This is a genomic window from Sphingomonas chlorellae (assembly GCF_056485145.1).
The window spans coordinates 869,988-883,970 of record NZ_JBQXXM010000001.1 but is presented as its reverse complement, the minus strand read 5'-3'; the positions used below and the strand labels follow the sequence as shown (position 1 = coordinate 883,970).

The 13,983-nt window shown below is 71.2% G+C and carries 9 protein-coding genes; 2 read left to right on the top strand and 7 right to left on the bottom strand.

The genetic code is table 11. From position 1 onward, the window contains the following. Positions 1-14 precede the first annotated feature (14 nt). Both ACT3CF_RS04090 and ACT3CF_RS04085 read left to right on the top strand, forming a co-directional pair. Positions 15-2,576 carry an HWE histidine kinase domain-containing protein gene (locus ACT3CF_RS04090; protein ID WP_478420549.1) on the top strand — a complete coding sequence of 854 codons (2,562 nt, stop codon included), beginning with the start codon at positions 15-17 and terminating at the stop codon, positions 2,574-2,576. Between the two features lie 82 nt (positions 2,577-2,658). Continuing rightward, complete coding sequence (locus ACT3CF_RS04085) at positions 2,659-3,465, top strand: hypothetical protein (RefSeq protein WP_478420547.1); 807 nt, start codon at positions 2,659-2,661, stop codon at positions 3,463-3,465. Positions 3,466-3,504: 39 nt separating this feature from the next. Here ACT3CF_RS04085 and ACT3CF_RS04080 read toward each other — a convergent pair whose 3' ends face one another. The 7 genes from ACT3CF_RS04080 to ACT3CF_RS04050 all read right to left on the bottom strand — a co-directional run bounded on the left by ACT3CF_RS04080 (position 3,505) and on the right by ACT3CF_RS04050 (position 13,487). Then, the gene (locus ACT3CF_RS04080) at positions 3,505-4,569 is read right to left on the bottom strand and encodes a zinc-dependent alcohol dehydrogenase family protein (RefSeq protein WP_478420546.1); all 1,065 of its coding nucleotides are present in this window, start codon (positions 4,567-4,569) and stop codon (positions 3,505-3,507) included. Continuing rightward, positions 4,566-7,184, bottom strand: coding sequence for a magnesium-translocating P-type ATPase (gene mgtA / locus ACT3CF_RS04075; protein WP_478420545.1), 2,619 nt, complete (start codon positions 7,182-7,184; stop codon positions 4,566-4,568). Before mgtA ends, ACT3CF_RS04080 begins: the two co-directional genes overlap by 4 nt. Further along, entirely contained in the window at positions 7,181-8,212 is a 1,032-nt protein-coding gene (locus ACT3CF_RS04070) for a lysylphosphatidylglycerol synthase transmembrane domain-containing protein (protein WP_478420544.1), read from the bottom strand. Before ACT3CF_RS04070 ends, mgtA begins: the two co-directional genes overlap by 4 nt. 69 nt (positions 8,213-8,281) lie before the next feature. Then, positions 8,282-9,049 carry an enoyl-ACP reductase FabI gene (gene fabI / locus ACT3CF_RS04065; RefSeq protein WP_478420542.1) on the bottom strand — a complete coding sequence of 256 codons (768 nt, stop codon included), beginning with the start codon at positions 9,047-9,049 and terminating at the stop codon, positions 8,282-8,284. Continuing rightward, the gene (locus ACT3CF_RS04060; protein ID WP_478420541.1) at positions 9,046-10,248 is read right to left on the bottom strand and encodes an acetate/propionate family kinase; all 1,203 of its coding nucleotides are present in this window, start codon (positions 10,246-10,248) and stop codon (positions 9,046-9,048) included. The genes fabI and ACT3CF_RS04060 overlap by 4 nt, the downstream gene beginning before the upstream one ends. Then, on the bottom strand, positions 10,245-11,648 hold the full coding sequence (locus ACT3CF_RS04055) for a bifunctional enoyl-CoA hydratase/phosphate acetyltransferase (RefSeq protein WP_478421343.1): 1,404 nt from the start codon (positions 11,646-11,648) through the stop codon (positions 10,245-10,247). The genes ACT3CF_RS04060 and ACT3CF_RS04055 overlap by 4 nt, the downstream gene beginning before the upstream one ends. A gap of 72 nt (positions 11,649-11,720) precedes the next feature. Next, positions 11,721-13,487: a PHA/PHB synthase family protein gene (locus ACT3CF_RS04050; protein ID WP_478420539.1), complete on the bottom strand. Its 1,767-nt coding sequence runs from the start codon at positions 13,485-13,487 to the stop codon at positions 11,721-11,723. Between the last annotated feature and the right edge of the window lie 496 nt (positions 13,488-13,983).

Sequence of the window (13,983 nt, the reverse complement as noted above, 5' to 3'; positions counted from 1 at the left end):
AAAAGGGCATTTTTTTGAAATCACAGGATTCGTTCGAGGTCGACCTCACCAATTGCGATCGCGAACCGATCCATCAGTTGGGCGCAATTCAGGGTTTCGGCTTCCTCATCGCGGTGTCGACCGACTGGCTGGTCCGGCGCGCGTCGGCCAATGTCGATCGCTTTTTCGGGATCGACGCGGCGGCGATGCTGGGCACGCCCGCGGTCGCGCTGTTCGGCGAACAGATCACGCACAGCCTGCGCAACGGACTGGCGATGCTGCGCGGCGCCGATGCGGTCGAGCGCATTTTCGGGCTGAAATTCGCCGATGGCAGGCGCTTCGATGTCGCGCTCCACATGAACGACGACCTGATCGTCATCGAAGGCGAGCCGAGCGCGGCCGAGACGCTGGCCGACGCGGCCTCGACGATGCGCGCGATGATGGCGCGGCTCGACGCCACGCCCGACCTCACCGCCTTTTTCCGCGAAGGCGCGCGACAGGTGCGGGCGCTCACGGGGTTCGACCGGGTGATGGTCTATCGTTTCGAACCCGACGGGTCGGGCGTCGTCGTGGCCGAAGCCGCGCGGGGCGGGATCGGCAGCTTTCTCGACCTGCGCTACCCCGCCTCGGACATTCCGGCACAGGCGCGCACGCTCTATCTGCGCACCCCGTTCCGCGTGATCGCCGATGTCGCGGCCGAGCCGGTGCCGATCCTGCCGCAGCTCGACGAGCGCGGGGCGCCGATCGACCTGTCGCTGTCGATCCTGCGCTCGGTATCGCCGATCCACATCGAATATCTGAAGAATATGGGCGTCGGCGCATCGCTGTCGGTCTCGATCATCGTCGAGGGCAAGCTGTGGGGGCTGTTCGCGTGCCACCATTACGGCCCACGCTGCCCCAGCTTCGAACGGCGTTCGCTCGCCGAACTGTTCGGCCAGATGTTCGCGCTCAAGCTCGAAAGCCACGAGCGCAAGTCGCTGTCGGCCTATGAAAGCAAGGCGCGCAGCAACAGCGACCGCCTGCTCGCCGCCATTGCCGGCGACGCGACCCTGCTCGACAATCCCGAATGGCTGGGGTCGATGCTGCGCGAGACGGTCCCGTGCGACGGCATCGCGATCTGGATGGACGGCCAGCTCGCCTATAGCGGGCTCGTCCCCCCGCCCGAGGAACTGCCGCTGATCGTCCGCCGGCTCAACGCGATGGCTGCGGGGCGGATCTTCGCCACCGACCAGCTTTCGGCGACGCTTCCCTCGGCGCGCGCCTATGACGATGTCGCCGCGGGGATGCTCGCGATCCCCATGTCGCGGGTGCCGCGCGACTATGTGATGCTGTTCCGCCAGGAACGCATCCGCACCGTCAAATGGGCAGGCGATCCGCACAAGCCCGCCGAACTCGGCCCCAACGGCCCCCGGCTGACCCCGCGCAAGAGCTTCGAGCTGTGGAGCCAGGAAGTGCGCGGCCGTTCCGAACCGTTCGATCCGGTCGAACAGCGCGTGGCGGAAATGCTGCGCGCCTCGATGATCGAAGTCGTGTTGCGCCTGTCCGACGGCGCGCAGGAGGAACGGCGGCGGCTGATCGAACGACAGGAACTGCTGATCGCCGAGCTCAACCACCGCGTCCGCAACATCCTCAGCCTGATCCGCGGGCTGGTGCGCCAGTCGCTAGACCCCGATGCCGATACGCGCCATACGATCACGCTGCTCGAGGGGCGGATCGAAAGCCTGGCGCGCGCGCACGACCAGATCACGCACGACAACTGGAACGCCGCGCCGCTCAACCGGCTGATCGAGACCGAGGCCGCGGCCTATCTGGGCGGCAAGTCGCAACGGCTGACCTGCCACGGCCCGCATGTGCTGCTCGATCCCAGCGCCTTTTCGACGCTCGCGCTGGTGTTCCACGAACTGATGACCAACTCGGCCAAATATGGCGCGCTGTCGGACAATGGCAGCGTCGCGGTAAGCTGGCATCTCGATGCGGAAGGCGACCTGCGGATCGCGTGGCGCGAACGCGGCGGCCCTGCCGTCCAGCCGCCGCGACGCCAGGGCTTCGGCACCACGATCATCCAGCGGTCGATCCCCTACGACCTGGGCGGCCGGGCCGAGGTGCGCTATCCGATGACCGGGTTCGAGGCCGATTTCTGCGTCCCCGCGCGCCACGTCGCGGCGGACGATCCGGGCCGGCCGACCGCCCCCGCGACGCCCGCCGCCGCGCCCGCCGGCGAGGGCGATGCCGCCGCGCCGATGCTCGAAGGACCGGTGCTGCTTGTCGAGGACAGCCTGATCATCGCAATGGATGCCGAGGATATCCTGACGCGGCTGGGTGCTGCCCGCGTCACCACCGCCGGGACCATCGCGCAGGCGCTGCTCGAGGTCGAGCGCGAACGCTTCGTTCTCGCGGTGCTCGACGTCAATCTGGGGCACGAGACCAGCCTTCCCGTCGCCGACGCGCTGACGCTTGCCGGCATCCCCTATGTGTTCGCGACCGGCTATGGCGAGCAGTTGCGGCTGCCCGACGGCTTTGCCGGGGTGCCGGTGATCCAGAAACCCTATACGCTGGCCAGCGTCCGCCACGGCATCGCCCAGGCGCTGGCCCGCTGAGGCGCCCGCCCCCTCTTTCCATGTAGGAATCGCGCGCCTAAGCCATTCGCCGGGGACAGCTTCCGAAGGGGGAAATCGGACGATGGGCATCGGCGCGTCGGTGGGCAAGGGCGGCACCAACGATCTGGCGGACGTGCTGGTGGTCCAGCATCTGCTGAACGACTGGCTGGCATCGGCGGGCAAGCCGGCGATCGCGACGAGCGGCGCGGGCGATGCCCCCACGCTCGCGGCGATCGTCGCATTTCAGGCCCAGGTGATGAAGGCCCCCAGGCCCGACGGGCTGATCGGTCCCGGCGGGGCCACCTGGCGCGCGCTGTCTGCCGCCAACTGGCCCAAGCCCCCGCTGAGCGGCGCCGACTGGTGGCGCGCCAACCAGGCCAACTACCCCAACAGCGCCGCCGTTGCCGACCTCGTCCCCGCCTTTCGCGACAAGGTGACGGCGTTCCTGAAGGCGCTGAAGGATGCGGGCGCTTCGGTCACCGTGTCGGCCACGCGCCGCAATGCCGTGCGCGCCCAGCTGATGCACTATAGCTGGCGCGTCGCCAACGGCTCGCTTGCCCCGGGCGCGGTGCCCGCCATCCCCGGCTGCACGATCCGCTGGGACCATGGCGACCCCGCGCGCTCGCGCCAGGGGGCGCAGGAAATGGTCGACCTGTTCCAGATCGCGTTCCAGCCCTCGCTCACCTCGCTGCATATCGAGGGGCGCGCGATCGACATGACGATCGCGTGGAAGGGCACGATCCAGGTCCGCGACGCCGGCGGACGCCCGCGCGCGATCGGCGCGCCGCAATCGGGCGAGACCAACACCGACCTGCATGCGCTCGGCGCCACCTATGGCGTCATCAAGCTCGTCTCGGACCCGCCGCACTGGAGCGACAACGGCCACTGAACCGCCCGCCGCCCGGCAGCCGGGCGGGTCCGGCCGCCGTCAGCGCGGCCCCATCGCGGGATAAAGCGCGTCGGGCACCAGCACCGCCGCCCCGTCGAAAGCGCCCGCGCGCAGCGCTGCCAGCGCCTCGTTCGCCTGGCGCAGCGGATAGGCGCGCGTATGCGTCCGCACCGGCACGCGCGCCGCGATGTCCAGAAAGGCGGCACCGTCGGCGCGCGTGAGGTTCGCGACCGACATCAGCGTCCGCTCGCCCCACAGGTCGGCATAGGGAAAGCTGGGGATGTCGCTCATGTGGATGCCCGCGCAGATCACGCGTCCGCCCTTGCGCACCGCGCGCAGCGCCCGCGGCACCAGCGCGCCATCGGGCGCGAACAGGATCGCGGCATCGAGCGGCTCGGGCGCCGCCTCGTCCGACCCGCCCGCCCAGTGGCAGCCGAGCGACCGCGCAAAGCGCTGGCTCGCATCGTCGCCGGGACGGGTAAAGGCATGGACGCGCCGCCCCTGCCACAGCGCCACCTGCGCGACGATGTGCGCCGCCGCGCCGAAGCCGTAAAGGCCCAGCCGCCGCCCGCCGCCCGCCAGCACCAGCGCCCGGTGGCCGATCAGCCCGGCACAGAGCAGCGGCGCCGCCTCGACATCGCCGAACTGCGCCGGGATCGGAAAGCAATAGCGTGCGTCGGCAACGACGTGCGTGGCATAGCCCCCGTCGCGGGTCGCGCCCGTGAACACCGGCGCGTCGCACAGATTCTCCTCGCCCGCGCGGCAATAGTCGCAATGGCCGCAACTGCCGCCCAGCCACGGCACCCCCACCCGGTCGCCCAGCGCGAAGCCGTCGACGCCCGCGCCGCGTTCGAGCACGGTGCCGATGATCTCGTGCCCCGGCACGACCGGGCGCACCGCTGCGACTTCGCCGTCGACGACGTGCAGGTCGGTGCGACAGACGCCGCACGCGCGCACCGCCAGCAGCACCTCGCCCGGTCCCGGCCGCGGCACCGCCCGCGTGACGGCTCGCAGCGCCATGCCCGGCGCGTCGAGCTGCATCGCGGTGCAGACGGCGTCGGCGCCGGCCGGGCTTTCTCCTGCCAGTATCGGTGCTTCGGTCATGCGCTTGGCTCCCTTCCCGGCGCGGCGGCCGGCCCCTTCGGGCGACCGGCGCTGCGGAACACGAATCGTTTGGCCAGTTCGGTACTCGCGACATAGCCGAGCACGATTGCGGCGGCGCAAAGATACAGGACCGGCGGCAACGGCACGAGCCCCAGCGCACGCGCGACCGGGCCGGAAAAGGGCAGCAGCATCGCGATCAGCCCGGTGACGATCGCCGCGCCCGCCAGCACGCCCGACGGGCGGCTGCGCCAGGCGGGGCGATGCGTGCGCAGCACGAACAGCACCGCCAGTTCGGTCAGCACCGAAATGACGAACCAGCTCGTCTGGAACGGCGCCGCCTGCGCGCCCACCAGCGTCAGCAGCACGGCAAAGGTGATGCCGTCGAAAACCGAACTCAACAGCCCGAAGATCAGCATGAACCGCCCCACCGCACGCACGTCCCAGCGCTGCGGTTCGGCCTGTTGCTCGGGGTCGATGCGGTCCCCCGCAATCGCGATCGACGGCAGGTCGGACAGGAAATTGTTGAGCAGGATCTGCTTGGGAAGCAGCGGCAGGAAGGGCAGCAGCGGCGTCACCAGCGCCATGCTGACCATGTTGCCGAAATTGGCGCTGGTCGCGATCGCGATATATTTCAGCGTGTTGGCAAAGGTGCGCCGGCCGTCCTCGACCCCCTGGCGCAGCACGTCGAGGTCGCGGCGCAGCAGCACGACGTCGGCGCTCTCGCGCGCGACATCGACGGCCTGGTCGACCGAGATGCCGACATCCGCCGCGCGCAGCGCCGGCGCGTCGTTGATGCCGTCGCCCAGGAATCCCACCGACGCCCCCCGCGCCTGGAGCGCGCGGACGATGCGGTGCTTCTGCTCGGGGTCGATCTCGGCAAAGATGCGCGTCTCGGCCGCATGGTGCTGCAACGCCGCGTCGCTCATCGCGGCGACCTCGGGGCCGGTCAGCATCGCGTCGGGATCGAGCCCGACCGCCGCGGCGACGTGCGCGGTGACGTGGCGGTTGTCGCCGCTGATGACCTTGACCGCGATGCCCAGCGCCGCCAGATCGGCGAGCGCGCCCGCCGCCCCCGCCTTGGGCGGATCGAGGAACAGCAGCAGCCCCAGGAAGCACATCGCCGCCTCGTCCGCGCGCGTCCAGCGCGGCTGGTCGGGCACGACCCGCTCGGCAACGGCGAGCGCGCGATAGCCCGCCTCGCCCTGCGCTTCGAACAGCGCGTCGAGCGCGGCGCGGCGTTCGGGGGTCAGCGGCACGCGCGCGGGCACGCCGTCGGCACCGGTTCCCGCGCCGGGATCGACCATGTGCGTGCACACCGCCAGCACATCGGCATAGGCGCCCTTGGTGACGATCCGCGCCTGGCCGGGCGCATCGGCCGCGACGACGATGCTCAGCCGGCGGCGACGAAAGTCATAGGGCACCTCGCCCAGCTTGGTGCCGCCGTCGCGCCATCCCGCCGCTTCCGCCGCCGCGACGAGTGCGGCATCGAGCGGATTGGCGATCCCCGTTTCGAAATGCGCGTTGATGAACCCCGCCTCGCGCACCCGGTCGCACGGGGCGCCGCCCGCGTCGATCGCGCCTGCGAGCGAGACGCATCCTTCGGTCAGCGTCCCCGTCTTGTCGGTGCACAGCACCGTCATGCTGCCCAGATTCTCCAGCGCCTCGAGCCGCCGGACGATCACCCCGCCGCGCGCCAGGTGCCGCGCGCCCGCCGACAGCGTCACCGTCACGATCGCGGGCAGCAGTTCGGGCGACAGCCCCACCGCAAGCGCCACCGCGAACAGCAGCGATTCGGCGATCGGCCGCCCCAGCAACTGGTTGACCGTCAGCACGCCCAGCACGATCAGCACCATCACGCGCAACAGCATCCCGCCGAAGCGGCGCACGCCGCGCGCGAAGTCGGTGTCGCCCTCGGCTTCGGCCAGATGCCCGGCGATCGCGCCATAGCGCGTGTCGCGCCCCAGCGCCGCCAGCACCACGGTCGCGGTGCCGCTGCGCACCGACCCGCCCAGAAAGACGCAGTTGGTCCGCTGGGCGAGCGCCGCGTCGGCCGCGACCATGCCCGGCGCCTTCTCGACCGGCAGCGATTCGCCCGTCAGGCTCGCTTCGGTGACGAGGAAGTCGTTCGCCTCGATGACGCGCCCGTCGCCGGGGACCAGATTGCCCGCGGCAAGCAGCACGACGTCGCCGGGCACCAGTTCGCTCACCGGCACATCGGCCTCCGCCCCGTCGCGGCGGACGCGCGCGGTGAGCGCCAGCCGCTCGCGCAGCGCCGCGACCGCGCGCGAGGCGCGGAACTCCTGCAGGAAGCTCAGCGTCGCACTGCCGCCGACGATCAGCGCGATCACGATCGCGTCGCTCCAGTCGCCCAGCCCGGCCGAGATCACCGCCCCGAACAGCAGGATCAGCACCAGCGGGCTGCCGAACTGGCGCGCGAGCAGCCGCCACGGCTGCACCGCCGCACCGTCGCCCAGCGCGCTGCCGCCGCGGCGCCCGGCGCGCGCGCGCACCGCATCGGTGCCAAGCCCCGCGGGCGCGGTGCCCAGCCGGGTCATCAGCGCCTCGGCCGGCTCGCTCCAGAAATCCCCCACCCCGGCCTGATCGGGTGCGCTCATCGCCCTTCCCCTCGCTTTCGTCCCGGATACGCCCCCGCGGCGCGAAACAGCAACAGCCCGGGCAACAGCGGCAACCACAGCGCCAGCCCGCGAAACAGCAACGTCGCCGCCACCGCCGGTTCGAACCCCACGCCCAGCATCGTCAGCATCGCCGTCGCGGTCGCCTCGAAACTGCCCAGCCCCATCGGGATCGGCCCCAGCGTCACGACGATCGACGCCGCCATCAGCGCGACAAAGGCGGTCGCCGGCGCCAGCGGCTGCCCCAGCGCGTGCAGGCACACCGCCAGCGTCGCGGCATCGGCAAGGAACACGGCGGCGTTGCACGCCATCACCGTCGCGATCAGCCGCCGGTCCGCCACCAGCGCACGCGGCGCCTCGCCCACGATCCGCAGCAACGTGCGCAGCAGCGGCAGCGCCTCCAGCCGCGGCGGCAGCGGCCGGCTCCCGCGTGCGCGCAGCCACAGCGCCAGCGCGGGGATCGCGATCGCGACCAGCAGAAAGCTCGTCACCAGCCCGACGAGCAACGGCGTCGCGCGGTCGTGCAGCCACAGCACGACGAGCATCACCAGCGCGAGCAGCGCATAGGCCGCGTAATAGCCGATCATCGACACGAGCAGCGCCGCAACCGCGGTGCCGCGCGACACCCCCAGCGCGACCAGCCGGTCGACCAGCACGACGTTGCCGCCCATCCCCGCGCTCGGGATCATCTGGTCGGCAAACAGCTTGGCAACGGCGACGCGCACCAGCCGGCCGAGCGGCACCGGCGTTCCCGCGACGGTCAGCACCGCCTGCCAGCCGCGCGCGAGCGCAAGATAGGTCAGCAACTGCAGCGCCAGCGCGAGCACCAGCCATGCCGGGCGCGCGCGCCGCGCCATTTCGGTCACGCGCTCAAGATCGCTGAAATGGAGCGCGGCGACGATCAGCGCGACGAGCGCCGCCGCACCGAACAGCCAGCCGCGCCGCGCCGCCGCCCCCGGCGCCGTCGTCTCGCCCGGATCGCCCGGCGGGTCGTCGCGCCGATCGGTCATGCCGCCATCGCGGAACGGCTTCGCCTGGGGTCGATCATCGCCGCTCCCGCTTCCGGCCCGGTGCCGCGTTCAGGCCATCAGATGCTGGCCGCCATCCACCGGGATGACCGTGCCCGTGATCCGCCGCGCCGCGTCGCTCGCCAGAAACGCGGCAAGCGCGCCGACATCGCCGATCTCGACGCGTTGCCCCTCGGGCGCCTGCGCCGCCGCGCGATCGAGCAGCGCGTCGAACCGGTCGATCCCGCTCGCCGCGCGCGTCGCGATCGGCCCGGGGGAAATGGCGTGCGCGCGGATGCCCTTGCCGCCCAGTTCAGCCGCGACATAGCGCGTCGCGCTTTCGAGCGCGGCCTTCACCGGGCCCATCAGGTTGTAATGCTCGACCACGCGTTCGGAGCCATAGAAGGTGACGCACAACAGGCATCCGCCCTGCGGCATCCGCGGTTCCGCCAGCCGCGCCATGCGCAGGAAGCTGTGGCACGAAACGTCCATCGCCAGCGCAAAGCCCTCGGCCGAACAGTCGACGACGCGCCCGTGCAGGTCGTCGCGCGGGGCAAAGGCGATCGAATGGAGCAGGAAATCGAGCCCGCCCCATTCGGCGTCGACGCGTGCGAACAGCGCCTCGAGCTGGCCGGGAACGCGCACGTCGCACGGCGCCAGCCATTCGATGCCCAGCCGCTCGGCGACGGGCGCGACGAACGGCAGCGCCTTTTCGTTGAGATAGCTCGCGCCCAGCCGCGCCCCCGCATCGGCAAAGGCCTGCGCGCACCCCGCGGCGATGCTGTGTTCGTTGGCGATGCCGATCACCAGCCCGCGCTTGCCGCGAAGATCCACGATCATTGCGCCGCCCCCCGTTCCAGCGCCGCCAGCACGCCGACGGTGCCGATGGCGATCATCCGTTCCTCGTCGGTCGGCACGACCAGCGCCGCCACCTTCGATCCCTCTGCCGAGATGCGCAGCGCGTTGGCGTCGTTGGCCTGCGCGTCGACGGCGATGCCCAGCCAGGCGAGCCCCTCGCACACGGCGGCGCGCACCAGCGGGTCGTTCTCGCCGATCCCCGCGCTGAACACGATCGCGTCGATGCCGCCCATCAGCGCGATCAGCGCGCCCGCCTCGCGCACCACGCGCCACACGAACAGCGCCACCGCCTCGGCCGCGCGCGGATCGTCGCTGGCGTGCAGCGCGCGCATGTCGCTCGACACCGCCGAAACGCCCAGCAGGCCCGACTGGTTATAGAGGAGCTGCGACACCGTGTCGGCGTCCATTCCCATCTGCTGGATCAGGTGGAGCACGACGCCGGGGTCGATCGCGCCGGCGCGCGTCCCCATCATCAGCCCGTCGAGCGCGGTGAACCCCATGCTGGTGTCGACGCTGATGCCGTCGCGCATCGCGCACAGGCTGGCGCCGTTGCCCAGATGCGCGACGAGCACCCGGCCCCGCGCCAGCACCGGGTCGATCTCGCGCAGCCGCCGCGCGAGATAGGCATAGGACAGGCCGTGAAAGCCATAGCGGCGGATGCCGGCATCGTGGAACCGCCGCGGCAGCGCGAGCCAGCTCGCCAGCGGCGGCCGCGCCTGGTGAAAGCCCGTGTCGAAACACGCGACCTGCGGCACGCCGGGCACGATCGTCGCAAGCGCGTGGATCGCGGCAAGATTGTGCGGCTGGTGCAGCGGCGCGAGCGGGCACAGCGCGTCGAGCGCTTGCAGCAGCGCGGGCGTCACCAGCGCGGGCTCGGCCTGGTCGGCGCCGCCATGGACGACGCGGTGGCCCACCGCGACGATCTCGCGCCCGTCGAGATGCGTCCGCGCCCAGTCGACCAGTTCGGCGAGCAGCGCCTCGTGGCTCAGCGCCGCGCCGTCGGGCCAGCGCCGCTCGACGAGCAGCGTTCCCGCCTCGTTGCGCGCGACCAGGTGCGGCGCGGTGCCGATCCCCTCGATCTTGCCGCCCGCGGCATGTTGCGGGCCGTCGGCGCCCAGCGTGAACAGCCCGAACTTGATGCTCGACGACCCCGCGTTGATCGCGACGATCGCGCGCGTCATGCCGGCACCGGCAGGCCGGGGGCGGCCTTGGTCGCCGCGCGCGCGAGCAGCACCGCCACCGCGCACGAGGCAAGCCGCGTGCGCAGCGAATCGGCGCGGCTGGTGAGGATGATCGGCACGCGCGCGCCCAGCACGATCCCCGCCGCATCGGCGCCGCTGAGGAAGGTGAGCTGCTTGGCCAGCATGTTGCCCGCCTCCAGATTGGGCACCACCAGGATATCGGCCTGCCCCGCCACCGGCGAGACGATGCCCTTTTCGCGCGCCGCGTCGATGCTCACCGCGTTGTCGAACGCCAGCGGCCCGTCGAGCACGGCGCCGCTGATCTGGCCGCGATCGGCCATCTTGCACAGCGCCGCCGCCTCCAGCGTCGACCGCATGTCGGGCGAGACCGTCTCCACCGCCGCCAGGATCGCGACGCGCGGCGTCTCGATGCCGATGACGTGCGCCAGGTCGATCGCATTGCGGATGATGTCGGCCTTTTCCTCCAGCCCCGGCTCGATGTTGATCGCGGCGTCGGTGATGAGCAGCGGCGACGGATGCCCCGGCACGTCCATCAGATAGACATGGCTGATCCGCCGTTCGGTGCGCAGCCCGGTGCCCGACGCCACCACCGCGTGCATCAGCTCGTCGGTGTGGAGCGATCCCTTCATCAGCAGCGCGGCCTCGCCCGCGCGGACCAGCTCGACCGCGCGCGCCGCCGCGGCATGGCTGTGCGGCGCGGGTTCGATCCGCCATCCGTCCAGGTCGCGCCCGGCTTCCGCCGCCGCCGCGCGGATGCGCGCTTCCGGCCCGACGAGCAGCGGGACGATCAGCCCCGCCTCGGCCGCCTCGGCCGCCGCCGCGATCGCCGCTGCGCTGCATGGATGGACCACGGCGGTCGGCACCGGCGCGCCGCCGCGCGTCGCCGCGATCAGCGCCTGATATTTGCCGTGGTCGGCCATCCGCACGTCGGGAAGCTGGACGCGCGGCCGCCGCACCTTCTCGGTCGGCGCGATCACCAGCGCCTCGCCCGCGATCACCTCGTCGCCATGCTGGTTGCGGCACGAACAGGCGAGCGTGACGAAATGCTTTTCGGGCTTCATCGCGGTCACGACGACCTCGGCCGTCACCGTGTCGCCCGGCGCGACCGGGTGGAGGAAGCGCAGGCTCTGGCTGAGATAGATCGTCCCCGGCCCCGGCAATTCGGTGCCCAGCACCGCCGAGATCAGGCCGCCGCCCCACATGCCGTGCGCGATCACGCGGTGGAACATGTCGGTCGCGGCATATTCGCGATCGAGATGCGCCGGATTGACGTCGCCCGACGCGAGCGCGAACAGCTTGATGTCGTTGTCGTCGAGCGTCCGCGTCAGGCTGGCGCGATCGCCCAGCGCGATCTCGTCATAGGTGCGGTTCTCGATCATGCCCGCGCCGTCCGCGCCCAGATCGGTCGCACGGTCCTCGGTCGCGCGGTCCTCGGTTGCGTCGGCCATCGTTCACGCCTCCATCACATAATGGCCCGGCGCATCGCCGCGCACGGGATAGCCATGCTCGGGCGCGCCCATCGGCGGCGGCGCGACCGGCGTGCCCGAATGGGCGTCGAGCCACGCGCCCCACGCGGTCCACCACGATCCCTGCTGCTGCGTCGCGGTCTCGGCCCATTCGTCGGCCCCCAGCGCCGGTCCGCCCAGCGGCCGCGTCGCGATGCGATAGCTGCGGTGCGGATGGCCCGGCTCGGAAACGATGCCGGCATTGTGCCCGCCGCTCGTCAGGACGAAGCAGATCTCGGCCTCGCTCAGCCAGTGGATCTTGTAGACCGAACGCCACGGCGCGACATGGTCGCGCTCGGTGCCGACGACGAACATCGGCTGGCGCAGCGCCGACAGCGAGATCGCCCGGCCGCCCACCGTATAGCGCCCCTCGGCCAGGTCGTCGTCGAGGAACAGCCGCCGCAGATACTGGCTGTGCATCGCATAGGGCATGCGCGTGCCGTCGGCGTTCCACGCCATCAGGTCGCTCGCGGGCTCGCGCTCGCCCATCAGATAGGTGCCGAGCAGGTGCGACCACACCAGGTCGTTCGAACGCAGCAACTGGAACGCGCCGCCCATCTGGCTGCTGTCGAGGAACCCGCGCGACCACATCATCGCGTCGAGCAGGCTCAGCTGCCCCTCGTCGATGAACAGCCCCAGTTCGCCCGGCTCGCTGAACTCGGTCTGCGCCGCGAACAGCGTCACGCTGCCCAGCCGCGTGTCGCCGTCGCGCGCCATCGTCGCCGCCGCGATGGAGAGCAGCGTGCCGCCCAGGCAATAGCCGACGCCATGGACGTGCGCCGCGCCGGTGATCGCGCTGATCGCGTCGAGCGCCGCCATCGGCCCCAGCCGGCGATACGCTTCCATGTCGAGGTTGCGGTCGTCGCGTCCCGGGTTGTGCCACGAGATGCAGAATACGGTGTACCCCTGCGACACCAGCCAGCGGACCATCGAATTGTGCGGCGACAGGTCCAGGATATAGTATTTCATGATCCAGGCGGGAACGATCAGGATCGGCTCGGGCCGCACCTGCTCGGTCGTCGGGCTGTACTGGATCAGCTCGATCAGCTCGTTGCGATACACGACCTTGCCCGGCGTGACCGCCACCTCGCGGCCGGGCACGAACGCCTCGCTCCCCACCGGCGGCTCGCCGCGCATCAGCCGCTGGACATCCTCGACCCAGTGCGTCGCGCCGTCGATCAGGCACTGGCCGTGCGTCTCGGCGATGCGCTGTTGCAGCACGGGGTTGGTGAACGGGTTGTTCGACGGCGCGACCATGTCGAGCATCTGGCGCGCGACGAACTCGACCACCTGCTCATGGTGCCGCGTGACGCCCTGCACGCCCGTCGTCGCGGCATGCCACCATTGCTGGTTGAGCAGGAACGCCTGCGAGATGACGTTGTACGGCGGCTCGCGCCACGCGGGGCTGTCGAACCGGTGGTCCTGCGGCAGCGGGTCGATCGCGGGCTGCGCCGCGGCATCGCCCGCGGCACGGACGGCATAGTCGGCGATCCGCATCGACTTGCGCACCGCCTTGCCCGCAAGCTGGAGCTGCTTGCCCGGCGACGCCGCCAGATGCATCGCCCAGTCGGCAAAGGCCAGCCCGATCGTCGCGGGCGACAGGCCGCTGGTCATCTGGGCGATCATCGCCGTGGCCGCGCGGTCCAGCGTCTCGGCGACGCCGTCCAGCGCATCGGTTCCCACTGGGTCGTTTCCGACCGGACGCTCGCTCATCCGCCATTCTCCCGTTGGTGCCCGAAGGTTACGCTGCAATGCGGCATCAGGCTCTACGTGAGCCTACGGAGGGCCGTGGGCAAGCGATTAGCGGCGGCGCGTAACCGGACGATGACGGCCGGTGCCGCCGGTCGGCGCGCGCGCGAAATCGGACAGTGGGGGAATGGCTTGGGGGTGGGGTGGCACGGCGGCGCACGCGCGAACGCGGCATCCTCTCCTGCCTTCCGGCCACCCCCGCAGGCCCCGATACGCGGGCCTGGCCAAGGTCACGCGATATCGGGTGCGAAGGGGTCGTCTTCTCCGCACCCGATACCATTGGCCCCAACGCACCGGCGCCGCGGCGGTTCCGCGGCAAGGCCGGATCGGCGCCGAAATGGTTCCCGGCGCGGCAAGCCCTGTGCCGATGCGGTTCGCCGGTCCGCGCGATGTGCGCTGCACAATCACGCTTGCATGTTTGCGAATTGGGTTTAGGAAACGTCGGCGCTAGGGCGACTCC

Excerpts from the sequence above, each read along its gene's own strand:
- ACT3CF_RS04085 (WP_478420547.1), top strand. The coding sequence starts at position 2,659 with ATGGGCATCGGCGCGTCGGTGGGCAAGGGCGGCACCAACGATCTGGCG.
- ACT3CF_RS04080 (WP_478420546.1), bottom strand. The coding sequence starts at position 4,569 with ATGACCGAAGCACCGATACTGGCAGGAGAAAGCCCGGCCGGCGCCGAC.
- mgtA (WP_478420545.1), bottom strand. The coding sequence starts at position 7,184 with ATGAGCGCACCCGATCAGGCCGGGGTGGGGGATTTCTGGAGCGAGCCG.
- ACT3CF_RS04070 (WP_478420544.1), bottom strand. The coding sequence starts at position 8,212 with ATGACCGATCGGCGCGACGACCCGCCGGGCGATCCGGGCGAGACGACG.
- fabI (WP_478420542.1), bottom strand. The coding sequence starts at position 9,049 with ATGATCGTGGATCTTCGCGGCAAGCGCGGGCTGGTGATCGGCATCGCC.
- ACT3CF_RS04060 (WP_478420541.1), bottom strand. The coding sequence starts at position 10,248 with ATGACGCGCGCGATCGTCGCGATCAACGCGGGGTCGTCGAGCATCAAG.
- ACT3CF_RS04055 (WP_478421343.1), bottom strand. The coding sequence starts at position 11,648 with ATGATCGAGAACCGCACCTATGACGAGATCGCGCTGGGCGATCGCGCC.
- ACT3CF_RS04050 (WP_478420539.1), bottom strand. The coding sequence starts at position 13,487 with ATGAGCGAGCGTCCGGTCGGAAACGACCCAGTGGGAACCGATGCGCTG.